The sequence below is a fragment of the Endozoicomonas sp. SCSIO W0465 genome (genome assembly GCF_023716865.1).
In the GTDB taxonomy this organism is placed as follows: domain Bacteria; phylum Pseudomonadota; class Gammaproteobacteria; order Pseudomonadales; family Endozoicomonadaceae; genus Endozoicomonas.
This window is the reverse complement of the sequence record NZ_CP092417.1, coordinates 926006-949861: the sequence shown is the minus strand read 5'-3', so window position 1 is coordinate 949861 and position 23856 is coordinate 926006. Positions and strand designations below refer to the sequence as shown.

Sequence of the window (23856 nt, the reverse complement as noted above, 5' to 3'; positions counted from 1 at the left end):
GCGAATACGCATTCCATCTGTCACGAACTTTGGCAAGACCGTCACTCGATTTGAATGAATTAGAGGTACGTCATGTCACAACGTAATACAAGTTCAGCAAATCAAATCAGCCGTCGTGATTTACGACAGGCGGCTTCTGATTATATCTACCATCTCAAAACACAATCATTTCCAAACTCCAGGAAAATCTATGTCACTGGGGATAACCCCGGCGTTCGTGTCGGTATGCGTGAAATCAGTTTATCTGACACCTTTGCCGGTGGCACCGAAGATAATCCAATCTATGAAAAAAACGACCCGGTACGTGTTTATGACACATCAGGACTGTACTCAGACCCGGAAGCAGAGCTTGATGTTCAGATAGGGTTACCTAAATTCCGTCAAGCCTGGATTGCAGGTCGGGATGATACCCGGGAGCTGGCTTCGGTCACTTCTCAATACACTCAGCAGCGTATGGCGGATGAAGGCCTGGAGCATTTACGTTTTGAACATTTACCCACTGTTCGCTGCGCCAAACCTGGTAAAAACGTTACCCAAATGCACTATGCCCGAAAGGGCATTATCACGCCAGAAATGGAGTACGTGGCAATCCGGGAAAATATGGGGCGTGAACGTATTCGTGAGGATATTCTTGCCCAGCAACACAAGGGTGAATCGTTTGGCGCCCAACTGCCCGATTTTATTACACCTGAATTTGTGCGCGAGGAAATTGCCCGGGGTCGGGCTGTGCTGCCGAACAATATCAATCATCCGGAATCTGAGCCGATGATCATTGGTCGGAACTTCCTGGTAAAAGTAAACTCAAACATTGGTAACTCAGCGGTTTCCAGCTCCATTGAAGAAGAAGTAGAAAAGCTCGTATGGTCAACCTGCTGGGGTGCCGATACGGTGATGGACCTGTCGACTGGCCGTTACATCCACGAAACTCGTGAATGGATTGTACGAAACTCACCGGTACCCATCGGCACAGTCCCGATTTACCAAGCGCTTGAAAAGGTAAATGGTGTTGCAGAAGAGCTGTGTTGGGATGTGTTCCGCGATACGTTAATCGAGCAAGCTGAGCAGGGTGTTGACTATTTTACCATTCATGCCGGTGTACTGCTTCGCTACGTACCCATGACGGCCAGGCGGGTAACCGGTATCGTCTCCCGGGGTGGTTCGATTATGGCTAAATGGTGTTTAGCGCACCATCAAGAAAACTTCCTGTACACACACTTTGAGGATATTTGTAAAATTTTAAAACAATACGACGTCAGTTTCTCGCTGGGTGATGGTTTGCGCCCCGGTTCCGTGGCCGATGCCAATGACGAGGCACAATTCTCAGAACTTCGCACCCTTGGTGAACTCACTAAAATAGCGTGGAAACACGATGTGCAGGTCTTTATTGAAGGCCCGGGGCACGTGCCCATGCACATGATCAAAAAAAATATGGAAGAGCAGCTTGAACACTGTCATGAAGCGCCATTCTATACCCTCGGCCCTCTGACCACTGATATTGCCCCGGGCTATGATCACTTTACCTCGGGTATCGGTGCGGCTCAAATCGCCTGGTATGGCACGGCGATGTTGTGCTATGTAACGCCAAAAGAACACCTCGGGTTACCCAATAAAGAAGACGTAAAAGAGGGCTTGATCGCCTATAAAATTGCAGCCCATGCAGCGGATCTGGCCAAAGGCCACCCGGGGGCACAAATTCGTGATAACGCCTTGTCCAAAGCGCGTTTTGAGTTCCGCTGGTACGACCAGTTTAACCTGGGTCTTGACCCTGACCGGGCGCTGGAATATCACGATGAAACCTTGCCAAAAGAGTCCGGTAAAGTTGCCCACTTCTGTTCAATGTGCGGGCCAAAATTCTGCTCGATGAAAATCACCCGGGAAGTTCGCGACTATGCCAACGGGCTCGAAAAAGAGGGTGTCGATATTTCTGATGCAAACGCCATTGAAATGAAGATGATCGACATTGAAGCGGGGATGAGAGCGAAATCAGAGGAGTTCAAATCGTCTGGTGCTGAAATCTACCAGCAAGTCAATGCCAATCAGGGTGTTGTGTAGGTGATGGTATTGTGTAAGTAACGGTGTCGTTTTGTCGTGTCAGGCACGTATTAACGTGCCTGTTTCCCGGCTTTCAGATTTTGGTGCCAGATGTCAAAACAGCGAAAAAAAATAGCGATTTCAGGTTTTGGATTAACCGGTCGCCTGGCGACGTTAGCGCTTTACCATGATCACCAGTTAGATATCTACGAAACCGGCAACATCAGCGGTGAACAAAGTGCCGGTTTTGTAGCGGCAGCCATGTTGGCGCCATTGGCAGAGTCCGTGTTGTGTGAACAGGATCTGGCGCAAATGGGTCTTGAAGCCATAGCCATGTGGCAGCGTATACTGGAGCGTCTGGATCACCCGGTATTCTTCCAGCAGGCTGGCAGTCTGGTGATCGCGCATCAGCAGGACCGCGGCGATTTGGTGTCGTTCCGACACCGTTTAAAAGCGCTAAATGGTATCAAACCTGAAATTGTTGACAGTCGCATAGCGGACCTGGAGCCTGAACTTGCCGACCGTTTTCACCAAGGTATATTTCTTCCCTGTGAAGGACAGCTGGATAATCGTGCTTTTTATATTGCCAGTTATGAACAGGTTAAAGACAAAGTACGCTTCCTGGAAAAAAGTGCCGACTCAGTGTGTATGCAAGCGTATGACTACGTCATTGACTGTCGTGGTCTGGGGGCAAAAAGAGACCTCTGTGGGCTTCGCGGGGTACGTGGCGAAGTCGTTCGTCTGTACGCACCTGAGGTCACATTACATCGCCCGATACGTTTAATGCACCCACGCTATCCAATTTATATTGCGCCAAAGCCCAATCATGAGTTCGTCATTGGTGCCACGGAAATTGAATCTCAGTCAAATAAGCCAATCACCTTGCGCTCTGCCATGGAGCTGCTTTCATCAGCGTATACCGTACACAGAGGCTTTGCTGAAGCAGAAATAGTGGATATGCGGGCAGGATTAAGGCCGAGCTTACCCGATAATCGTCCATTGGTAGAAACGAAAGGCAATCACATCATGATCAATGGCTTATATAGGCATGGCTATTTATTAGCGCCCAAGGTCGTGGATATAGCGCTGTCACATATCAATTAATGGAGTGGAAGATGAAATTATTTATTAATGGCGCTGAACAATCAGTTGCCAGAAAAATGAACTTATTATCCTTACTTCAACAGATAGAAACGCAAGAGCACTTTGCCGTTGCCGTTAATCAATCCTTTGTTCCCCGCTCGGGCTATGAAAGTTATGAATTAAAAGATGGTGATAAAGTCGAAATAGTATCGCCAATTCAGGGTGGCTGAATGGATAACCCTCTAACGATATACGGCCAGGAACTGTCGAGCCGCTTATTAATTGGTTCTGCATTGTATCCATCCCCGGCAATTATGCAGGCATCTATTCAAGCCTCAAACGCTGATGTGGTAACGGTATCGTTGCGTCGCCAGGGAACGATAGAAGCAGGCAGTGACTTTTGGCAGTTAATTAAAGACATGGGGCTTCACGTATTGCCCAACACAGCGGGATGCCACAGCGTACAAGAAGCGATAACGCTGGCACAAATGTGTCGTGCAGTATTCAGTACCAACTGGATCAAACTTGAGCTGATTGGCGATGACTACAATTTGCAGCCCGACCCTATTGGTTTATTGGAGGCCACAAAAATACTGATGGATGACGGATTTGAAGTGCTACCTTACTGCACCGATGACCTGGTAGTGTGCCAACGCCTGGTCGATTTAGGGTGTGAAGTATTGATGCCCTGGGGAGCACCGATTGGTACAGGGAAAGGGTTATTAAACCCCTATGCGTTAAAAACTATCCGCGAGCGTTTACCCAATACAACGTTATTGGTTGATGCTGGTATCGGTTTACCGTCGCATGCTGCTCAGGCAATGGAAATCGGTTTTGATGCGGTATTACTCAATAGCGCCGTTGCACAGGCGGGTGATCCGGTTAAGATGGCGCGAGCCTTTGCCAGCAGTGTAGTAGCGGGCAGATTAGCCTACGAGGCGCAGGCAATGCCTGAAAAAGAGGTGGCCAAGCCCTCAACACCAACGATGGGTATGCCTTTTTGGCATCAGGAATCATAAAAGAGCCCGGAATCCTGCCAACAGCTGCACCGGCAATGGTATTGCCTCTGCGTTACTCTGGCTTCTGCATTCATGCAATCGCGTGGTGGCAGTACAGTATATTGGCCACAAAATTCCATGTTGTTCGGGGGATAGAATTGCTATTCACCGCAAAAAACGGAATTTTCATCCTTAATTTTCTGCCATCCTCGCTTTGGGTTTGCCTGGACGGAGTCGCCTGGACGGGGTCGCCCAGATGGGGTCTACCCTCAGACAGCCTCTTAGAAGTGGTAACCAAGAGTACCCATCAGTTGCACTGAACTGGCGATGCTATCGTAGTGATAGTTAGTTCTCGTCCAAAAACGCATCAGGCAATCATAATTAGATTGTACGTGCGTTTTGATATTTCCTGAAATTCCAGAGAGCCGCAAAAACTCTTCCCTTTTTTTCTCTAATCTGGGACGGATATTGGAGAAAAACGCGAAAAGCAGGCAGAAAACATCCTCCCACCATGCTGGAAAGGTACTTTCATGTAGCGTGGAGGTGGCTATCAGGATGGTGCCGGGTGTCTGGCCAGAATCACCAGGTTGTAACAGACCACCGATAACCAGCAATGAGAATCAAAACGCTCAGAACCCTTGCAGTGGCAACGTGATAGCCCAAAACATCTCTTTAGCCACGAAATTCCCGCTTCAATACCTGCCCGGAAGCGAAAGAGCGTTTTATACACATACTGACTTTTAGTCATCTCTTCGACTTCAAGTCCGCGCTTCTTATTAAAAGCTACATCGCTGATTCCCATGGCCTTGGCTTTTTCCAAATTAGCGCGACACGCGTATCCGCCGTCACCGCTTGTCTGGCGAGGTACACGACCATAAATTTCTTTTTGTCTTTCCATCATCGGAATGAATTGGTCCGAATCCGCTGGGTTACCTTCCTCAATAACCAGGTCCAGGATCAATCGACTTTTTCCCTGAACCAGGTTCAGTTTATGGCCATACTGTACTTGCCGCCTGTCTTTTACGATGATATCCGTATGGGGTTCATACAGGCTAACCACTTTTTCCTGGGCTGGCACCTTTTCACCCTTAAAGACCCTGCGCTCTGTCTGGGAGACTATTGCATCCACCAGGGGTAACAGGTGATCCACATCGGCCTGCCACTTGTCGGCATCATCAGCCAGGAGACACTGCCCCTGCTGACGGGCGTTTGCTAGCGTGACAGTAGCTTCGATAAGTACCTTCCGGGATTTTCGGGTCAACTGCAGCAGTTTTTTATAATGCTGATGCCGCTCTTCTTTGCCAGCGTAGATGCATTTTCTGGCCGCATCTTTTACGGCTCGGTTGTGATGGGTATATTCATAAAGCGGTGTCGCTGTCAGTGTTTGTCCCCGTTCCAGCAGCCGACAAATTTCTTTAACGGAACTGGCTAAAAGATCACTGTCGCAAGGAGGTTTGATATCCGATTCGGTGACTGTGCTGTCAATAGCCACAGTGCGCCCTTTTTCAATACCCTGATCTTTAGCGGTCATTAGCTGACAGTTATTAATCCGTTCCCATGTAGATGCAGTAAGAAGGCTGATGAGCCCATGCAAACTGGAGCGACTGGGGCGCTGGTTTGGTTCGAGGCGACAAAAGTCTCGAAAGAGCATGGAGTCCATCAAAACAAACGACAAGTAGTCATAATCACAATTCAAATACTGTTTCAGGAGTGCCGCACGAAGAACGGATTCTGCTGATAGTCCGTTCCGCCCAGTGTTCTGTTTATCACCAGAACTTAAGTCCTCATAAATCCAGTCATTGAACTGTGGATGGGCGTCAAGCCATTGCGAGATACCGGAAAGCTGGGAGCAGATTTCATGAGGTACGTAATGGAGTTCCATACTACACTGCGGGTTGCGTTTTTTGCGCATTTGGAGTCCTCTGTTTTTGGCAATCCCTTATGTTTCTTGCTCTTGGGAAGTTTAGTCGCCAGATAGCAGTAGGGCTCCACTTAATTTTTCAGGATAAAATCTACAGTTTTCAATTGGTTGTGTTTTTGGACGAGAACTAGTTAGCTTCTGCACCAATATGCAACCCTTTATACAGCTGATATTCGGCAGCTAAACCGACAATTACGCCCACGGCACTATTCTTTTGCTCAGGGATGGTTCCCACATGCTGATTAAACTCACGGTCATCATCAAGGATAGATTCGTTCTCAATATAGCTAACACCTGACGTTTTATACTCGGTGTAGGTCAGGCCCAGGGTGCCCTTTAAAGTAAAGCTGTCGCTAAGATCGAAGAAATAGGCAGGTTTGATGGCGACCTGTCTCGCTTTCATATTCGCTTCCCACTCCTTTTCCCGACGCATCAGGGAGTCGACCCCAAGGTACTGGCTTTTGGAGTTATCCTGATCAAACTGGCTGTAGCTGACTTCAAGGCCAAAGTTGTTGTCAAAGCGATAGCCCGGGCCAACGGCAAATATCAGGTCAGAGTTGTCCAGAGCCAGATGGGTGCCGTCATTGAAGACCACCTCTTTATCGTGGGAGAGGACGCCAACACCATAACCGGCGTTAAAATAAGGCCCGGCCACAGCAGAGATGGAGGCCAGCAGAAGAGGAAGAGCTATCAGTTGCTTCATGGAAAATCAGTACGGTTTGTCAAAAGAGGTCATCTCAGACAATGCACCATGAACTTAAGATGAACATTGTTTTCATCCATGGTTCAGGCAGGCCATCCCCAAATTTCATATAACAACTAACAAAAGGAATAGGCTATGTATCTCGACATAGTGCGTCGTATAGTGCCAGAAAGAAAATCCATATTGTCGACAGGTTTTCTTGAGGTTTGCAAAGGTATCTCTGCTCCGTCGGCCACCCTCACTTTAAAAGACCCATTTTAAACCTGCAAAACCATATCGGCACTACACAGTAGCAAATTTCGCCGAATACTTCTGGCACAAGTAATCCTTATAGGTTTCAAAGTTCTGCCTGGATTCCAGAAGTGTGGTAACTGTATACAACAATTCATTTTGAAAGTTTTGAAGTTCGTGCTGGTATTGCGCGGGAGAGAATCTAACCAGGCGGCTGTTCGATAGAACTTCAACTTCCGGGGATGTCAACTCCCTATCCTTCAATGAGGTTAAAGCCTCAGCATACCCAGAGCGCAGCAAAGCAATATGTCTCATTTTAGTCGCCGATGGTGAATCGATATCCTCTCGAATATACTTTTCTCCAGCAACGATTTCCCACATCGATTCAGCTAACCAGGCAGCAGTCCCCTGCTCCCCTCTGGTATAAGCGTTGGGTCTGGTAAGAATAGACAAAAACTCATGCTCTAAAGCAACCAACTTATCAACAGGTGCTTTGCCTGGCAGCATCTTCAGTAAACTCTTGGCAGCATCCGTTTCATTCATTCCTTCCAGACTCGTCATAAAACCGGTAAGTTGTTTACTTTTAGCAGGATCACCCTCCCTGCCATCGTTAAATTCTTTACAGAGACGAGATTGACTGAACTCTGCCACCTGTTTTGGCGTAAACCGGTATTTTGCAATTCCGGGCGTAGCGGCCATCAGCGGTTCAACCCACCCATTGTCTTTTGTGAAAACATCGGTGAATTGAACCCGTGCCGCAAAACCTTCCTGTAAAAATTGGCAAACCTTCCGCTTACATTCCTCGTTACCATTTAACATTTTTTCTACCAACACTTTTGCTTCTGATACCACAGCCTCCAAATGCATTCGCTGAGTATCGGTAAAATCAACTTGTTGGCGCCGTGAATATAATGAAAAAGGCCTGAAACTGGAGTGATGCGTGTATGGCTTAACGGCTCCATCAATGGTCTCATTACAAAAAATGGATTTGGCAAGATCATTCAGGTAGATGATTTTCACAAAATAGGATTGCTGTGCTTCTAAAATGCCGGGAAGTTTCTTGGCAAACTCAGCTTTATCCACATCAGCCCGGTTACTTGCCAGTATTTTTAAACTGGCCAGAGGAGCATAAAGGTTTTCATACAATCTGCATGACAGTTCGTGTACTTTTTCGGCTTCAGATACCTTCTCAGACTCCAGTTTTTTCTTTTGGGCTACAGCCTCACGCAATCTATCCATGGACTTTTTATGGTCGTTTCGCTCACACTCCAACGCCAATTCATATTTAGTAATTTTTTCCTCTGCCTTAACTCGTGCTTGCTCTACCTCAAGTTTGCGATTCTCAACCTCTGAAACCACGCCCTTCAGTTCATCTACCGTTCGACAGTGACTGTCAAGGTTTAACTCCATCCGCTTGGCTTCATCTGTCAGCTGCTCAACTTCGACAGTCATCGTTTGCAATTTCTCTGACAGGTGTTTCTGACAACTTTCAGCATTTCTTGCCCTTCGCTCAAGAAGAACTGCTTGCTGCTGCAGCTCCCTGTTTCTTTGTTTTTCCTTATCAAGCGCCTTGTTCTGCTCCTTCATCATGCCGTCCAACTCTTTTTTCTGCGCCTCCTTCATATCATTCAGGGTTTGTTCCTGTTGAAGGAGCGTTTCCTGCAAAAGTCTTTGTTTATTGTCACCCTCTGCTGTGAGCCTGCGAATCTCTTCCTGACTTTTATGATCAAGCTTCATTGCAGCGTTCTTCTTTTTTAACAGAGAAAGCTGCTTTTGCAAGTGGTTTACCTGTTCATTCTGCTGCATAATTTTATTTTCAGACGTGCTGATTACTTGGAAAGCACTTTGAAACGCCGTCATCTGCGCCAGGCATACCGACATCTGCGGGCGAAGTTCTTTGTCATTAGCAACCATCTCAAGAAGAAAACTCACAAACTGCCTGACAAAACCTTCATTCGTTTGCGCCAGCCCTGAGAGCACCTTTTCAGGATGCAGTTCAGGCTGTAATCCATCTACCGCTCTGGACCTTGCGGCCTCATAATGGTCAGGAGTATTAGAGAAGAGGTTTAATAAAATAATCCCCAAAGAAAACACCATCGATTTTTGTGACATATGCATGCCTGAATACTGTTCAGGAGCGATAAACCATGGTGTCCCGCGCGGTCCTTCTGGCCTGATGTCTGCAGGAGCGTGAACATCTCGTACATGTGCGTTGTCAATAAAGCCGGCCTGCTTTTTCGCAGGATCATAGATCATGTTATCTGGCTTGAGATCGGGATGTAATTTATCACCCACTACATAGTTCTGGGCACACTCAAGAATAGCCACAGCACACTCAAACTTTTCTCCCAATGGCCAATCAGGCCTTTGAAAGAAAGACTTCAATGTTTCTCCGGGAAGCCGTAATTGGTCCAGGTATCGAACACCATTAATAATCCCGGCTCCTAATGTTCCCTGTTGTTGCAATTGAAAGCTAACCTCGGTTTGTGCATCATCAGATTCCTCCTGAATCTTCATCACTCTTTTATATTGGTCACCCTCAGGCACTATCCAACTTCGGCCATGCTTTATGACTAACTGACTGCTTTCATAAACATAACCAAATGCACCACGGCCAATATACTTATTCGATTTGTCATGCACTTGTATGATTACCGGGTTTTTACCCGGCCATTTAAATCCAACCAGCGTATCGGACTGGGGGCTGCGTTTTACCGCACAATGGCAAGCCAGGTCAGTATTGGTGTTATGCTTCTTGTTTTTTAGCTCCAGATATAACTCAGTTGCCAAGCCAGCTTCCCTTTTGCTCAGCTCACGAAGCGTTTTAACAGCCTCTTTAGGCTCTCTGCTTCGTGCTGCCTGCTCCGGATAAGCTTGCATGGGTCGAGTTACGACACGGGAATGATCAGAAGGGGGAAACATTATTAATACCTGTATAAAATTGATCCTGAAGATTGGATCATCAAAAGTATTAATAGTTCTTTTTTTGTCCTGAACTCACCAGGATTAACCGATTATCAGGTTACATTAGTAATACGACAGGCGACTTTAATTCCAATGGTATTCTTTTACTACTGTTATAAGCAGGGTGAGGATTTCAGGAGGGGACAAGAGACTGCATATAAAAAAGCCGGGATAACCCGGCTTTTTTATCTGACTTACTCGTCGTCAGCTGACTCTACCGCTTCAGCAGCAGGACGGTCCAGCAACTCGACATAAGCCATCGGCGCGTTATCACCATGGCGGAAACCACACTTGATGATACGGATGTAACCACCCGGACGCTCTTTGAAACGCGGACCCAGATCAGTAAACAGTTTGCCTACCACAGCCTTGTTACGGAGACGATCGAACGCCAGCCGACGGTTAGCAACGCTGTCTTCCTTAGCCAGGGTGATCAGCGGTTCAGCAACACGGCGCAGCTCTTTAGCCTTTGGCAGTGTTGTCTTGATTACTTCATGCTCAACCAGGGAAGCAGCCATATTCTTGAACATCGCTTTGCGATGAGAACTGTTCCGGTTAAGCTTGCGGCCACTCTTACGATGACGCATGGCACAAACTTCCTCTTCTTTCTGAGAGCTGCCTCGCTTTTAGTAATGAAAAGCGCCACAGTGGCAACCCTCAGCCGCAATTAAGCAGAAACCTTGTCGTCACTCTTCAAACTGGCAGGTGGCCAGTTGTCGAGACGCATACCCAAGCTCAGACCACGGGAGGCCAGAACATCCTTGATCTCAGTCAGGGACTTCTTACCCAGGTTCGGGGTCTTGAGCAACTCAACTTCAGTGCGCTGGATCAGGTCACCAATGTAGTAGATATTCTCTGCCTTCAGGCAGTTTGCACTACGTACCGTCAGTTCGAGATCATCAACCGGACGAAGAAGAATTGGATCAACCTCATCTTCTTCCTTCACCGGCTCTGGCTCGGACACACCCTCCAGATCCACAAACACCGCCAACTGCTGCTGCAGAATAGTAGCAGCGCGACGGATGGCTTCATCAGGATCCAGGGTACCATTGGTTTCCAGGTCGATAACCAGCTTGTCGAGGTCAGTACGCTGTTCTACACGAGCACTTTCTACGACATAGGAAACACGGTATACAGGGCTATAGGTGGCATCCAACTGCAGACGGCCGATAGCGCGAGTTTCCTCTTCATCCTGACGGCGGCTGTCGGCTGATTCATACCCACGACCACGAGCAACCTTCAGCTTCATGTTGAGCTTGCCCTTGTCATTCATGTGGGCAATAACATGATCAGGATTCACGATTTCAACATCGTGATCCAGCTGGATGTCAGCAGCGGTGACGACACCCTCACCGTTTTTGCTCAGAGTCAGAGTAACGCTGTCACGGCCAGTCATGCGAATAGCCAGGCCTTTCAGGTTGAGCAGGATTTCAATAACGTCTTCCTGAACACCTTCAATAGCACTGTATTCATGCTGCACGCCATCAATCTCTACCTCAGTCACGGCACAGCCGGGCATAGAGGAAAGAAGAATGCGACGCAGGGCATTGCCTAAGGTATGCCCAAAACCACGTTCCAGCGGCTCCAGGGTGACCTTTGCCCGTGTCAGACTGATTTCCTCAACATCAATATGTCGAGGGGTTAGAAATTCAGTAACCGAATTCTGCATGGATGTTACACCCCACCTAACTGTCTATCCCTTACTTGGAGTACAGCTCGACGATCAAGCTCTCGTTGATGTCGGCCGCCAGATCACTCCGCTCGGGCAGCGTCTTGAAGACACCTTCTTTTTTACTGGCGTCTACTTCTACCCAGATGGAAAAACCACGCTGGGCAGCAAGTTCAAGCGCTGCATTGATGCGCAGCTGGTTCTTTGCCTTTTCACGGATAGCAACTACGTCACCAGGACGAACCTGGAAAGACGGGATGTTTACAGTCTTGCCATTAACCATGACAGCTTTGTGGCTGACCAGCTGGCGTGCTTCTGCACGGGTAGAACCGAATCCCATGCGGTAAACCACATTATCAAGCCGAGCCTCAAGAAGTTGCAACAGGTTTGAGCCTGTAGCGCCCTTCAGACGGTCAGCTTCCTTGTAGTAGTTACGGAACTGCTTTTCCAGTACACCGTAGATACGACGAACTTTCTGCTTCTCACGAAGCTGAACACCGTAGTCAGAAAGACGACCACGACGCTGGCCATGCTGGCCAGGAGCATTTTCTGCCTTGCACTTTGACTCAAGCGCGCGAACACCACTCTTCAGGAAGAGATCAGTGCCTTCACGACGAGACAGTTTGCACTTAGGACCTATATATCTAGCCATTTACCGGTCTCCTGCTTATACACGACGCTTCTTGGGCGGACGACAACCATTGTGTGGGATCGGGGTAACATCAGTGATGTTATTGATCTTGAAACCACAAGCGTTGAGCGCGCGTACGGCGGATTCACGGCCTGGACCAGGCCCTTTAACATTCACGTCCAAATTCTTCAGACCGAACTCAGCGGCAGCACGTCCGGCACGCTCAGCTGCAACCTGTGCAGCGAACGGAGTGCTCTTACGGGAACCACGGAAGCCGGAGCCACCTGCAGTTGCCCAGGACAGTGCATTACCCTGGCGGTCGGTAATTGTCACGATAGTGTTGTTAAAAGAGGCGTGAATATGGGCGATGCCATCCACAACCGACTTTTTAACTTTCTTACGTGTACGAGTACCTGGCTTTGCCATATCAGAACAAATCCTGTATTAAAAAGTTCGTTGCTCTCTTCAAAGAGATTTTTTTTAACAAAAACCTTTACAGAGAAGCTCAACATAAGGAGTTTCTCTTGAGAAATGCAACGTGCTTATTTGCGAATCGGTTTGCGCGGACCCTTACGAGTACGGGCATTGGTCTTCGAGCGCTGACCACGAACCGGCAGACTGCGACGATGGCGAAGGCCACGGTAGCAACCCAGGTCCATCAGGCGCTTGATGTTCATGCTGATTTCGCGACGCAGGTCACCTTCTACGTTCAGTTTTGCAACTTCAGTACGCAGGGATTCCAGCTGATCTTCGCTCAGATCAGATACTTTGGCAGACGGGTTAACGCCAGTGGCAGCACAAAGCTGCTGAGCTGAAGTTTTGCCGATACCAAAAATGTAGGTCAACGAGATAACGGCATGTTTGTTATCTGGAATGTTGACGCCAGCAATACGGGCCATTCAATCGTCTCCGTTATTACATTTAACCGTGCAACAGCTATTCGGTTGATCATTCCTGATTGCTCAGCAAGAACTGATTAAACTGAAACACGTCACCATATTGAAACGCCAGAAAATCCGTTATTTCAGAAATGGCTGCTTTCATCCTGAGAAAACACCTTTGAAATGGAGCAATCCAGCAAAGCTAAAACACTCACGCACCCAAAGACACTTCCAACAGGTCGAAAGGCGGAAATTGTAATCCTCCTTTCGATAAAACACAACCGCTCATGAAAAAAATCATGAACGGTTGTTTTTGCCTGAGGTCACATAAGACCAGAGTCCGGCTTTTTCAGAATCCGTAGATTCGCAAAAACGTTTAGCCCTGACGCTGTTTGTGACGCGGCTCCTGACAGATCACGCGCACATTACCCTTACGCTTGATAATCTTACAGTTGCGGCAGATTTTTTTAACCGACGCACGTACTTTCATAACTTACTCCACAACCGTTGCAGAACTATTGCTGGTTGAGTCTCGTTGAGAGAGACTCAGCGGATCAGACCGCCAGAGCCATAGCCCTTAAGATTGGATTTCTTCAGCAGCGACTCATACTGATGCGACATGAGATGCGACTGCACCTGAGCCATGGTATCCATCACCACAACCACCACGATCAACAGGCTGGTACCACCCAGATAGAACGGAACATTGGCCGACACTACCAGGAACTGCGGCAACAAACACACTGCTGTCATATAGAGAGCACCGAACATGGTCAGGCGAGTCAGGACACCATCAATATAACGGGCAGACTGCTCCCCCGGACGAATACCGGGAATGAATGCACCCGACTTCTTCAGGTTATCTGCCACGTCTTTTGGATTAAAGACCAGCGCAGTATAGAAGAAGCAGAAAAAGATGATACCTGCCGAGAACAGTATAATGTTCAGTGGCTGACCCGGACCCAGCGCCAGGGCAATTTCCTGCAGCCATCCCATGCCTTCACCTTGTCCGAACCACTGCGCAATCGACGCAGGGAACAGCAGCAAACTTGAAGCAAAAATGGCTGGAATAACACCGGCCATATTCACCTTCAATGGCAGATGGCTGGTCTGGGCCGCAAACACCTTACGCCCTTGTTGACGCTTGGCATAGTTCACGGTTATCCGGCGCTGACCCCGTTCGATAAAGACCACAAATGCGATGATCGCGATTGCCAGAAGGGCAACGGCGAGCAACATCAGGATATTGATATCACCCTGACGTGCGGACTCGAAAGACCGCACAATCGCACTGGGAAGACCAGCGACAATACCTGCAAAAATAAGAATCGAAATACCATTGCCGATTCCCCGTTCAGTCACTTGCTCGCCCAGCCACATCATAAAGACGGCACCGGTGACGAACGTAACCACAGCAACCACATAGAAGCTGAAGTCAGTACTGAAGGCAACACCCTGATTGGCCAGACCGACAGTCATGCCAGTCCCCTGAATCAGAGCAAGGGCAACGGTCAGGTAGCGGGTGTACTGGCTGATCTTGCGACGTCCGGACTCACCTTCCTTCTTGAGCTGCTCCAACTGCGGGCTCACCACGCTCATCAGCTGAACGATAATGGATGCCGAAATATAAGGCATGATACCCAGGGCCAGTACCGACATTCTCTCCAGCGCACCGCCAGAGAACATGTTGAACAGACCCAGAATGGTGCCTTCATTTTGTTGAAACATCCGGGCCAGTGCATCAGGGTTGATACCTGGCACAGGGATGTGCGCACCGATCCTGTAAACCAGGATCGCCAGAAACACGAACTTAACGCGAGACCAGAGCTCGTTTAAGCCGCTTTGATTCCCAACAGGTAATGTCTTAGCCATTTAGTCCTCGATCTTACCACCGGCAGCTTCAATCGCAGCACGGGCGCCTTTGGTAACAGCCAGACCTTTAATGGTGACTGCTTTAGCCAATTCGCCAGACAGTACCACTTTAGCACGCTGGATGCTACCGCTGACCAGGTCAGCAGCTTTCAGTGCAGCCAGATCAATCACGTCCGCTTCCACCTTGCTCAGCTCGTGCAGACGAATCTCAGCAGTGAAGCGTGCTTTGCGTGAAGTAAAGCCATACTTTGGCAGACGACGCTGCAGTGGCTGCTGACCGCCTTCAAAACCTGGCTTGACAGAACCACCGGAACGGGACTTCTGACCCTTGTGACCACGGCCACAGGTCTTGCCCAGGCCGGAGCCAATGCCACGACCTACGCGCTTACCCTCTTTGCGACTGCCTTCAGCCGGGCTCAGAGTATTCAAACGCATGTTATTCTCCTTCTACCCGGACAAGGTAGGATACCTTGTTGATCATGCCACGAACTGAAGGAGTGTCTTCCACTGCAACAGTGTGGTTGATACGACGCAGGCCCAGACCCCGTACGCAAGCCTTGTGGCTTTCGAGGCGACCGTTGGTGCTCTTCACGAGCGTCACTTTGATCATCTTCTCAGCCATGACTTACCCCAGGATATCCTCAACCGACTTGCCACGCTTGGCAGCAATGCCTTCAGGAGAACGCATGTCGCGCAGACCATTAAAAGTAGCACGAACTACGTTCACAGGATTGGTAGAACCGTAGCACTTGGCCAGTACGTTGTGTACGCCAGCCACTTCAAGAACGGCACGCATTGCACCACCGGCGATAACACCGGTACCCGCAGATGCTGGCTGCATGTAAACCTTGGAAGCACCGTGACGGGCTTTTACCGGGTACTGCAGAGTGTCACCATTCAGATCAACATGAATCATGTTGCGACGGGCAGCTTCCATTGCTTTCTGGATAGCGATTGGCACTTCACGGGCCTTGCCGCGACCGAAACCAACCTTACCCTTGCCATCACCAACGACTGTCAGCGCTGTGAAGCCAAAGATACGACCACCTTTCACCACCTTGGCGACACGGTTAACCTGTACCAGCTTCTCAATCAAGCCTTCGTCGTTGTTAGGCTTACGCTCATCTCTTTCTCTTGCCATGACGTTCTACCCTTAGAATTCCAGTCCGCCTTCACGGGCTGCATCGGCAAGCGCCTTGACACGACCGTGATATTTGAAACCAGAGCGGTCAAACGCCACCTTGGTTACACCCGCCGCCTTGGCACGCTCAGCAACCAGAGCACCCACTTTCCTGGCCGCTTCTACGTTACCGGTAGCGTCGCCACGCAGTTCTTTTTCAACAGTGGAGGCAGTTGCCAGCACTTTGTCGCCGTCAGCGGCGATAACCTGCGCATAGATGTGGCGAGGCGTACGATGAATGCTCAGACGAATGGCACCCAGCTCACGCATCTTGACCCTTGCACGAAGGGCACGACGCAGGCGAGAAGATTTTTTGTCCATCATGATCTCACCCTACCTTACTTTTTCTTGGCTTCTTTGCGACGAACGCGTTCGTCAGCATAGCGAACACCCTTGCCTTTATAAGGCTCAGGACGACGGAATTCACGAATTTCCGCAGCAACCTGTCCAACCAGCTGCTTGTCGATACCACGAACCAGAATTTCGGTCTGGGTCGGAGTTTCACAAGTTACGCCTGCTGGCAGTTGGTATTCTACCGGATGGGAGAAGCCCAGGTTCAAAGTCAGGCTATTACCTTTGGCCGCTGCACGATAACCAACACCGACCAGCTGCAGCTTCTTCTCAAAGCCAGCGGTAACGCCGGTTACCATGTTGTAAACCAGGGCACGGGTAGTACCGGCCAGAGCACGGGAGTGCTTGGCACCATCACGTGGAGCAAACGTCAGAACGTTTTCTTCCTGAGCAACTTCGACATTGTTGTGAACAACAAGTTCCAGTTGTCCCTTGGATCCTTTGATAATAAGGACCTGGCCATTGCGCTTGATCTCTACACCAGCAGGGACAGCAACAGGGCTTTTGGCTACTCGAGACATAATACCCCTCCCTTAGAACACAGTGCAGAGAACTTCACCACCAACACCGGCTGCACGGGCAGCGCGATCGGTCATAACACCTTTGTTGGTGGAAACGATAGCGATACCCAGACCGCCGTTCACTTTTGGCAGCGCTTCCTTGCCAGCGTAAGAACGCAAGCCAGGACGGCTGGTGCGCTTCAGGCTTTCAATAACCGGCTTACCTTCGAAATACTTCAGCTCAATTACCAGTTCAGCCTTGGCTTCGCCAGCTACATTGTAGTCAGCAATAAAACCTTCGTCTTTCAAAACCCGGGCTACAGCAACCTTGATTTTGGAGGACGGCATGGTGACAGAGGCGTGCTCTGCCATCTGGGCATTACGGATACGAGTTAGCATATCTGCTAACGGGTCCTGCATACTCATTATCTATATCTCCCGAAGATGAAATGCGCTTACCAGCTGGCTTTGACCAGACCTGGAACATCACCACGCATCGCTGCTTCACGCAGCTTGATACGGCTCAGGCCGAACTTGCGCAGTACGCCGTGTGGACGGCCAGTGATGCGGCAGCGGTTACGCAGACGCGCCTTGCTGGCATTGCGAGGCTGCTTCTGCAGGGCTACCTGGGCATCCCAACGCTCATCTTCAGTGCTGTTAGGGTTGTTAATCACAGCTTTCAGCTGTGCACGCTTTTCAGCATATTTGGCAACGGTGCGCTGACGCTTCAGTTCCCGCTGCTTCATGGATACTTTTGCCATAAAACTCGTACCGGTATCAGTTACGGAATGGGAAGTTGAAAGCCTTCAGCAGAGCACGGCCTTCTTCGTCATTCTTGGCGGTAGTGGTCAGAGTGATGTCCAGACCGCGCAGAGTGTCGATTTTGTCGTAATCAACTTCAGGGAAGATGATCTGCTCTTTAACACCCATGCTGTAGTTACCACGGCCGTCGAAAGACTTGGGGCTCAGACCACGGAAGTCACGTACCCGTGGCAGAGCGATGTCAACCAGACGCTCCAGGAACTCATACATGCGCTCGCGACGCAGAGTCACCTTAACACCGATTGGCCAGCCTTCACGGACTTTAAAGCCAGCAACGGATTTGCGGGCCTTGGTCACGATAGCTTTCTGACCGGCGATCTTTTCCAGGTCAGCAATCGCGTGCTCGATGACTTTCTTGTCACCAATCGCTTCACCAACACCCATGTTCAGGGTGATTTTAGTGATGCGTGGCACTTCATGAACGTTCTTCACGCCCAGCTCTTCTTTCAGCTTGGGCAGAATCTCTTCACGATACTTGGTTTTAAAATTTGCCATCACTCACCCCTCACCCGTTAACTGCGTCAACAGGCTTGCCGTTAGACTTGAATATGCGCTGCTTTTTGCCATCTTCAATAGCAAAGCCAACACGATCAGCCTTGTTGGTTTCAGGGTTCAGAAGCGCAACGTTAGAAGCCTGAATAGCGGCCTCTTTCTCTACGATTCCACCAGGAGTGCCCAACATCGGGTTAGGCTTCTGATGCTTCTTGATCATATTGATACCAGAAACAATCAGCTTGCCATCAGCACGAACGGTCAGCACTTTACCGTGCTTACCCTTGTCCTTGCCGGCAATTACGATGACTTCGTCATCACGACGGATCTTTTTCATGACCTGCTCCCGTTACAGTACTTCTGGGGCCAGTGAGATGATCTTCATGAACTGCTCACCGCGCAGCTCACGAGTCACTGGTCCAAAGATACGGGTACCGATGGGCTGCAGGTTGGCGTTCAGAAGAACGGCTGCATTGCCATCGAATTTGATCAGGGAACCGTCTGGACGACGAACACCTTTTTTGGTACGCACGACAACAGCGTTCATCACCTGGCCTTTTTTGACCTTACCGCGGGGAATCGCTTCCTTCACGGAGACTTTGATGATGTCGCCAATGCCAGCGTAACGGCGATGGGATCCACCCAGCACCTTGATACACTGAACTCGACGGGCGCCGCTGTTATCAGCGACTTCGAGTTGACTTTCTGTCTGGATCATTGCTTATTCTCCAAGCCCAAACTGCAGACGGGTACTCGCCGGCTTGCACAAAAACAACCGTTCCGGCAGGCTTTTAACAGATCTGCCGGAACGGTCATTATTCACTCAAGCCCAAAGCACCGTAGCCTTAGATCTGAGTAGCACGCTCGTCAATGGATACAAGCGTAAACGTCTTGCTCTTTGACAGAGGACGCGTCTCTTTGATGGTAACAACGTCACCCATACGGCAGTCGTTGTTTTCATCATGAGCGTGCAACTTGGTGGACCGCTTCACGATTTTACCCAGAAGCGGATGTTTTACCCGGCGCTCAATGAGCACAGTGATGGTTTTATCCATCTTGTCGCTCACGACCTTACCGGACAGTGTACGGATCTTTTTCTGACCTACCAGTTCTTCAGCCATCTTATGCTCCTGCCTTTTGGTTCAGGATGGTTTTCACACGAGCGATGTCGCGCTTAACCTGCTTCAGCAGATGGCTTTGACCCAGCTGGCCAGTAGCTTTCTGCATACGGAAGTTAAACTGATCCCGCAGCAGAGAGAGCAGCTCAGCATTGAGCTCCTCTACAGACTTTTCACGCAGTTCAGCAGCTTTCATCACATTACGCTCCGCTTAACGAAGGCAGTTTCCAGTGGCAGCTTGGCTGCTGCAAGAGCAAAGGCTTCACAAGCCAGCTCTTCGGACACACCTTCCATCTCATAGAGAACGCGGCCTGGTTGAATCTGGCACACCCAGTATTCCACGTTACCCTTACCTTTACCCTGACGAACCTCAAGAGGCTTACCGGTGATCGGCTTGTCAGGGAAGACGCGGATCCAGATTTTACCGCCACGTTTAATGTGACGGGTCATGGCACGACGAGCCGCCTCGATCTGGCGAGCTGTTATACGTCCACGACCGATTGCTTTCAATGCGTATTCGCCGAAGCTAACCTTGGAGCCGCGGAGTGCCAGACCACGATTGCGGCCTTTTTGCTGCTTACGAAATTTCGTACGCTTAGGCTGTAACATTTCCGCGCTCCTTAACTCTTAGCCTGACGCTTCTTAGGGCGACGAGCTGGCTGTTCTTTATCTTTGGAAGGCTCAACCGTTGGCGCCATGCCACCGATAACCTCACCTTTAAAGATCCAGACCTTCACACCCAGAATGCCGTAGGTGGTCAGTGCTTCATAATGTGCATAATCGATGTCAGCACGCAGGGTGTGCAGTGGCACACGACCTTCGCGGTACCATTCAGTACGCGCGATTTCAGCACCGCCAAGACGGCCACTCAGTTGAACCTTGATACCCTTGGCACCCAGTCGCATAGCGTTCTGTACAGAGCGCTTCATGGCACGACGGAACATCACACGACGCTCCAGCTGGCCAGCGATGCTCTGAGCCACCAGCATGGCATTCAGTTCAGGCTTGCGGATTTCTTCAATGTTGATGTGCACAGGCACGCCCATCATTTTGGACACAGCCTGACGCAGCTTCTCAACGTCTTCACCCTTTTTACCGATCACGATACCCGGACGGGCAGTGTGAATGGTAACGCGAGCGCTTTGAGCTGGACGCTGAATTTCAACATGGCTCACAGAAGCGTTTTTCAGCTTCTCTTCAATGAAACTGCGCACCGCCAAGTCAGCATTCAGTTTGTCAGCGTAATCGCTGCCATCTGCAAACCAGACTGAACGGTGGGGCTTTACGATGCCCAGGCGAATTCCATTAGGATGTACTTTCTGACCCATCTGACCGCTCCTTAGACCTCTGCAACCTTAACCGTAATATGGCAAGACCGCTTCAGAATGCGATCAGCACGACCCTTGGCACGGGGACGAATGCGCTTCATCGTCATGCCTTCGTCAACGAAGACAGTAGAGACTTTCAGCTCATCGATGTCCATGCCGTCATTGTGCTCAGCGTTTGCAATAGCAGACTCAAGCACTTTCTTAACCAGAACTGCAGCTTTTTTCGGGCTGTAGCTCAGGAGATCCAGGGCGTCGCCAACTGCCTTGCCGCGGATCTGGTCAGCGACCAGACGCGCTTTCTGGGCAGAAATGCGAGCGCCTTTATGCATAGCAGCAACTTCTTTCATTTCTATACCCTCTTAGCGCTTCTTGGCCTTCTTGTCTGCTGCGTGACCGCGATAAGTACGGGTTGCAGCAAACTCACCCAGCTTGTGGCCAACCATATCTTCGGTAACGAAGACCGGAACGTGCTGACGACCGTTGTGCACAGCCAGAGTCAGACCAACCATCGTTGGGATAATCATGGAGCGGCGAGACCAGGTCTTGATCGGACGCTTGTTGCCGCTTTCAGCCGCTTCTTCGACTTTCTTCAGCAGGTGAAGGTCGATAAATGGGCCTTTTTTCAATGAACGTGGCACTATCGTATCCTCTCTCTAGGCTTACTTCGCGCTGCGACGACGTACGATCATTTTGTCCGTACGCTTGTTGGAACGAGTCTTGCGACCCTTGGTCGGAACACCCCATGGCGTCACAGGATGACGACCACCGGAAGTACGACCTTCACCACCACCATGTGGGTGATCTACCGGGTTCATGGCAACACCACGAACGGTCGGACGCACACCACGCCAGCGCTTAGCACCCGCTTTACCCAGAGAGCGCAGGTTGTGCTCACTGTTAGAGACTTCGCCCAGAGTGGCGCGACAGTCAGCCAATACTTTACGCATTTCACCGGAACGCAGACGCAGGGTAACGTAAGCACCGTCACGAGCGACCAGCTGGGCAGAAGCACCAGCACTGCGAATCATCTGAGCGCCTTTACCAGGCTTCATTTCTACACAGTGTACGATGGAACCCTGTGGAATATTGCGCAGCGGCAGAGTATTACCAGCCTTGATCGGGGCATCGACACCGGAGAACAGCTCATCACCGGCTTTCACACCTTTAGGTGCGATAATGTAACGACGCTCACCGTCCATGTATTTCAACAGGGCGATGTGCGCAGTACGGTTTGGATCGTATTCCAGACGCTCAACAACCGCTGGAATGCCGTCCTTGTTGCGACGAAAATCGACGATACGATAGTGCTGCTTGTGACCACCCCCGCGATGACGGGTAGTGATACGACCAGCATTGTTGCGACCACCAGTTTTGCCTTTCTTTTCCAACAGAGGCGCGTAAGGACGGCCCTTGTGGAGGTCAGGGTTAACTACCTTGACAACGAAGCGGCGACCTGGAGAAGTCGGCTTGCATTTGATTACTGCCATTCTCTAGCTCCTTATTCCGCGTCCGCGAAGTCAATTTCCTGACCTTGCTCCAGGCTGACGTAAGCCTTTTTCCAGTCTGAGCGCTGGCCCATACCGAAACGAGTACGCTTGGTCTTGCCCTTAACAACGGCAGTCCTGACAGCTTTAACGCTGACTTCAAACAGCTGCTCAACAGCTTTTTTGATTTCGAGCTTGGTTGCGTCCTTAGCTACCTTGAAGACGTACTGGTTGTGCTCTTCAGCAACGACAGTGGCCTTCTCGGAAATGTGCGGACCAAGCAGAACTTTAAAAATACGTTCCTGGTTCATCCCAGCATCTCCTCGAACTTCTTGATGGCAGACACGGTCATCACGACTTTCTCGTGAGCAACCAGGCTAACCGGATCAATGCCCTGCACGTCACGAACATCCACGTGAGGAATGTTGCGAGCGGCCAGATAAATGTTCTGATCCACTTCATCAGCAACGATCAACGCGCCGTTAGCGTTCAGTTCATTCAGCTTGGCAACAACCAGCTTGGTCTTTGGTGATTCAACAGCGAACTGCTCAACCACTACCAGACGCTCCTGACGAACCAGCTCGGACAAGATGGAGCGCAGTGCTGCGCGATACATCTTCTTGTTCAGCTTTTGAGCATGATTCTGTGGTTTGGCAGCAAAGGTCTTGCCGCCCCCGCGCCACAGTGGGCTGCGGATAGTACCGGCGCGTGCACGACCGGAACCTTTCTGACGCCAGGGCTTACGACCACCGCCACTTACGTCGCTGCGGCTTTTCTGAGCTCTGGTGCCTTGACGCGCACCGGCCATGAATGCAACAACCGCCTGGTGAACCAGGGTTTCGTTGAATTCAGTGCCAAAAGTCACGTCTGAGACCTGAACGGCATCTGCACCGTTTACCTTCAGTTCCATCGTCTAATCCCCTCAGGCGTGAGCACGTGCTTTAACTGCTGGACGAACAATAACGTCAGCACCGGTTGCACCGGGTACTGCGCCTTTGACCAGCAGCAGGTTACGCTCGCTATCAACGCGAACGAGTTCCAGGGACTGTACGGTCACGTTTTCCGCGCCCATATGTCCAGCCATTTTCTTGCCTTTGAAGACACGACCAGGAGTCTGACACTGGCCGATAGAGCCAGGTGCACGGTGAGACAGCGAGTTACCGTGCGTGGCGTCCTGCATACGGAAGTTCCAGCGCTTGATTGCACCCTGGAAGCCCTTACCCTTGGACTGACCGGTAACATCTACTTTCTGACCTTGCTCAAACAGGTCTACACCGATAACGTCGCCCGCTTTATATTCAGCGTCAGCGTCGATACGGAATTCCCAGAGACCAGAACCAGCTTCAACGCCTGCTTTGGCGAAGTGGCCAGCTTCCGGCTTGCTCAGACGGCTGCTTTTCTTGCTACCAGAAGTCACCTGAATTGCAGTGTATCCATCGGTTTCCAGGGTTTTCACCTGGGTAACACGGTTTGGATCTACCTCAATTACGGTCACTGGTATGGAAGCACCGTCTTCGGTGAAAACACGGGTCATACCGCGTTTCTTGCCGACTAATCCAATAGTCATTTCAACCTCTCTCGTGTACGGGGCTATCAC

The 23856-nt window shown here is 50.1% G+C and carries 34 protein-coding genes; 4 read left to right on the top strand and 30 right to left on the bottom strand.

The annotated features are described in order from the left end of the window. Positions 1-72: 72 nt before the first annotated feature. From thiC to MJO57_RS03975, 4 genes are all read left to right on the top strand, one after another. On the top strand, positions 73-2052 hold the full coding sequence (gene thiC, locus MJO57_RS03990; protein ID WP_252023145.1) for a phosphomethylpyrimidine synthase ThiC: 1980 nt from the start codon (positions 73-75) through the stop codon (positions 2050-2052). A 90-nt stretch (positions 2053-2142) separates the two neighbouring features. Continuing rightward, positions 2143-3135 (top strand): FAD-dependent oxidoreductase, encoded by a 993-nt coding sequence (locus tag MJO57_RS03985; RefSeq protein ID WP_252023143.1) that lies wholly within the window; start codon positions 2143-2145, stop codon positions 3133-3135. Positions 3136-3146: 11 nt separating this feature from the next. Then, the gene (gene thiS, locus MJO57_RS03980) at positions 3147-3344 is read left to right on the top strand and encodes a sulfur carrier protein ThiS (protein WP_252023141.1); all 198 of its coding nucleotides are present in this window, start codon (positions 3147-3149) and stop codon (positions 3342-3344) included. Beyond that, on the top strand, positions 3345-4133 hold the full coding sequence (locus tag MJO57_RS03975) for a thiazole synthase (RefSeq protein ID WP_252023139.1): 789 nt from the start codon (positions 3345-3347) through the stop codon (positions 4131-4133). It begins immediately after the preceding gene. A 529-nt stretch (positions 4134-4662) separates the two neighbouring features. Here the strand turns inward: MJO57_RS03975 and MJO57_RS03970 are convergent. From MJO57_RS03970 to rplC, 30 genes are all read right to left on the bottom strand, one after another. After that, the gene (locus MJO57_RS03970; protein WP_252017318.1) at positions 4663-6024 is read right to left on the bottom strand and encodes an ISNCY family transposase; all 1362 of its coding nucleotides are present in this window, start codon (positions 6022-6024) and stop codon (positions 4663-4665) included. A gap of 136 nt (positions 6025-6160) precedes the next feature. After that, the gene (locus tag MJO57_RS03965; RefSeq protein WP_252023137.1) at positions 6161-6736 is read right to left on the bottom strand and encodes an AcfA family outer membrane beta-barrel protein; all 576 of its coding nucleotides are present in this window, start codon (positions 6734-6736) and stop codon (positions 6161-6163) included. Between the two features lie 282 nt (positions 6737-7018). Continuing rightward, positions 7019-9889 carry a hypothetical protein gene (locus MJO57_RS03960; protein WP_252023135.1) on the bottom strand — a complete coding sequence of 957 codons (2871 nt, stop codon included), beginning with the start codon at positions 9887-9889 and terminating at the stop codon, positions 7019-7021. A gap of 236 nt (positions 9890-10125) precedes the next feature. Then, positions 10126-10518, bottom strand: a complete 393-nt coding sequence (gene rplQ / locus MJO57_RS03955) for a 50S ribosomal protein L17 (RefSeq protein ID WP_252023134.1) — start codon at positions 10516-10518, stop codon at positions 10126-10128. An 80-nt stretch (positions 10519-10598) separates the two neighbouring features. Then, on the bottom strand, positions 10599-11600 hold the full coding sequence (rpoA, locus tag MJO57_RS03950; protein ID WP_252023132.1) for a DNA-directed RNA polymerase subunit alpha: 1002 nt from the start codon (positions 11598-11600) through the stop codon (positions 10599-10601). A gap of 31 nt (positions 11601-11631) precedes the next feature. Next, positions 11632-12252 carry a 30S ribosomal protein S4 gene (gene rpsD, locus MJO57_RS03945; RefSeq protein WP_066014887.1) on the bottom strand — a complete coding sequence of 207 codons (621 nt, stop codon included), beginning with the start codon at positions 12250-12252 and terminating at the stop codon, positions 11632-11634. Between the two features lie 15 nt (positions 12253-12267). Further along, positions 12268-12657 carry a 30S ribosomal protein S11 gene (gene rpsK, locus MJO57_RS03940; RefSeq protein WP_020582394.1) on the bottom strand — a complete coding sequence of 130 codons (390 nt, stop codon included), beginning with the start codon at positions 12655-12657 and terminating at the stop codon, positions 12268-12270. Between the two features lie 116 nt (positions 12658-12773). Then, positions 12774-13130 (bottom strand): 30S ribosomal protein S13, encoded by a 357-nt coding sequence (rpsM, locus tag MJO57_RS03935; protein ID WP_066014886.1) that lies wholly within the window; start codon positions 13128-13130, stop codon positions 12774-12776. 358 nt (positions 13131-13488) lie between these two features. Then, positions 13489-13602, bottom strand: coding sequence for a 50S ribosomal protein L36 (gene rpmJ, locus MJO57_RS03930; protein ID WP_081622108.1), 114 nt, complete (start codon positions 13600-13602; stop codon positions 13489-13491). Between the two features lie 56 nt (positions 13603-13658). Then, the gene (gene secY, locus MJO57_RS03925; protein ID WP_252023130.1) at positions 13659-14984 is read right to left on the bottom strand and encodes a preprotein translocase subunit SecY; all 1326 of its coding nucleotides are present in this window, start codon (positions 14982-14984) and stop codon (positions 13659-13661) included. Then, the gene (gene rplO, locus MJO57_RS03920) at positions 14985-15419 is read right to left on the bottom strand and encodes a 50S ribosomal protein L15 (RefSeq protein WP_066014884.1); all 435 of its coding nucleotides are present in this window, start codon (positions 15417-15419) and stop codon (positions 14985-14987) included. 1 nt (position 15420) lies between these two features. Further along, positions 15421-15606 carry a 50S ribosomal protein L30 gene (gene rpmD / locus MJO57_RS03915; protein WP_252023128.1) on the bottom strand — a complete coding sequence of 62 codons (186 nt, stop codon included), beginning with the start codon at positions 15604-15606 and terminating at the stop codon, positions 15421-15423. Positions 15607-15609: 3 nt separating this feature from the next. Beyond that, positions 15610-16125 carry a 30S ribosomal protein S5 gene (gene rpsE / locus MJO57_RS03910; RefSeq protein ID WP_252023126.1) on the bottom strand — a complete coding sequence of 172 codons (516 nt, stop codon included), beginning with the start codon at positions 16123-16125 and terminating at the stop codon, positions 15610-15612. Between the two features lie 12 nt (positions 16126-16137). Beyond that, positions 16138-16488: a 50S ribosomal protein L18 gene (gene rplR / locus MJO57_RS03905; RefSeq protein ID WP_252023124.1), complete on the bottom strand. Its 351-nt coding sequence runs from the start codon at positions 16486-16488 to the stop codon at positions 16138-16140. Positions 16489-16502: 14 nt separating this feature from the next. After that, positions 16503-17036, bottom strand: a complete 534-nt coding sequence (rplF, locus tag MJO57_RS03900) for a 50S ribosomal protein L6 (RefSeq protein WP_252023122.1) — start codon at positions 17034-17036, stop codon at positions 16503-16505. 12 nt (positions 17037-17048) lie between these two features. Then, entirely contained in the window at positions 17049-17441 is a 393-nt protein-coding gene (rpsH, locus tag MJO57_RS03895) for a 30S ribosomal protein S8 (RefSeq protein ID WP_252023120.1), read from the bottom strand. Between the two features lie 29 nt (positions 17442-17470). Then, positions 17471-17776, bottom strand: a complete 306-nt coding sequence (gene rpsN, locus MJO57_RS03890; protein ID WP_066014878.1) for a 30S ribosomal protein S14 — start codon at positions 17774-17776, stop codon at positions 17471-17473. Positions 17777-17792: 16 nt separating this feature from the next. Then, on the bottom strand, positions 17793-18332 hold the full coding sequence (gene rplE / locus MJO57_RS03885) for a 50S ribosomal protein L5 (RefSeq protein ID WP_252023118.1): 540 nt from the start codon (positions 18330-18332) through the stop codon (positions 17793-17795). Positions 18333-18342: 10 nt separating this feature from the next. Continuing rightward, positions 18343-18666, bottom strand: a complete 324-nt coding sequence (rplX, locus tag MJO57_RS03880) for a 50S ribosomal protein L24 (RefSeq protein WP_252023116.1) — start codon at positions 18664-18666, stop codon at positions 18343-18345. A 12-nt stretch (positions 18667-18678) separates the two neighbouring features. Further along, entirely contained in the window at positions 18679-19047 is a 369-nt protein-coding gene (rplN, locus tag MJO57_RS03875) for a 50S ribosomal protein L14 (RefSeq protein ID WP_066014875.1), read from the bottom strand. A gap of 127 nt (positions 19048-19174) precedes the next feature. Continuing rightward, entirely contained in the window at positions 19175-19450 is a 276-nt protein-coding gene (gene rpsQ, locus MJO57_RS03870; protein WP_101746637.1) for a 30S ribosomal protein S17, read from the bottom strand. Between the two features lies 1 nt (position 19451). Then, positions 19452-19643, bottom strand: a complete 192-nt coding sequence (gene rpmC, locus MJO57_RS03865) for a 50S ribosomal protein L29 (RefSeq protein WP_252026927.1) — start codon at positions 19641-19643, stop codon at positions 19452-19454. Next, positions 19643-20056, bottom strand: a complete 414-nt coding sequence (rplP, locus tag MJO57_RS03860) for a 50S ribosomal protein L16 (RefSeq protein WP_252023114.1) — start codon at positions 20054-20056, stop codon at positions 19643-19645. The genes rpmC and rplP overlap by 1 nt, the downstream gene beginning before the upstream one ends. 11 nt (positions 20057-20067) lie before the next feature. Continuing rightward, the gene (rpsC, locus tag MJO57_RS03855) at positions 20068-20775 is read right to left on the bottom strand and encodes a 30S ribosomal protein S3 (RefSeq protein ID WP_101746638.1); all 708 of its coding nucleotides are present in this window, start codon (positions 20773-20775) and stop codon (positions 20068-20070) included. A gap of 11 nt (positions 20776-20786) precedes the next feature. Further along, the gene (gene rplV / locus MJO57_RS03850; protein ID WP_209201929.1) at positions 20787-21122 is read right to left on the bottom strand and encodes a 50S ribosomal protein L22; all 336 of its coding nucleotides are present in this window, start codon (positions 21120-21122) and stop codon (positions 20787-20789) included. A gap of 12 nt (positions 21123-21134) precedes the next feature. Next, entirely contained in the window at positions 21135-21413 is a 279-nt protein-coding gene (gene rpsS / locus MJO57_RS03845; protein ID WP_066014871.1) for a 30S ribosomal protein S19, read from the bottom strand. A gap of 21 nt (positions 21414-21434) precedes the next feature. Then, positions 21435-22262 carry a 50S ribosomal protein L2 gene (gene rplB / locus MJO57_RS03840; RefSeq protein ID WP_252023112.1) on the bottom strand — a complete coding sequence of 276 codons (828 nt, stop codon included), beginning with the start codon at positions 22260-22262 and terminating at the stop codon, positions 21435-21437. A gap of 11 nt (positions 22263-22273) precedes the next feature. Then, positions 22274-22570, bottom strand: coding sequence for a 50S ribosomal protein L23 (gene rplW, locus MJO57_RS03835; RefSeq protein ID WP_066014869.1), 297 nt, complete (start codon positions 22568-22570; stop codon positions 22274-22276). After that, positions 22567-23169: a 50S ribosomal protein L4 gene (rplD, locus tag MJO57_RS03830; protein WP_252023110.1), complete on the bottom strand. Its 603-nt coding sequence runs from the start codon at positions 23167-23169 to the stop codon at positions 22567-22569. The genes rplW and rplD overlap by 4 nt, the downstream gene beginning before the upstream one ends. A 12-nt stretch (positions 23170-23181) precedes the next feature. Further along, positions 23182-23826 (bottom strand): 50S ribosomal protein L3, encoded by a 645-nt coding sequence (gene rplC / locus MJO57_RS03825; protein ID WP_252023108.1) that lies wholly within the window; start codon positions 23824-23826, stop codon positions 23182-23184. Between the last annotated feature and the right edge of the window lie 30 nt (positions 23827-23856).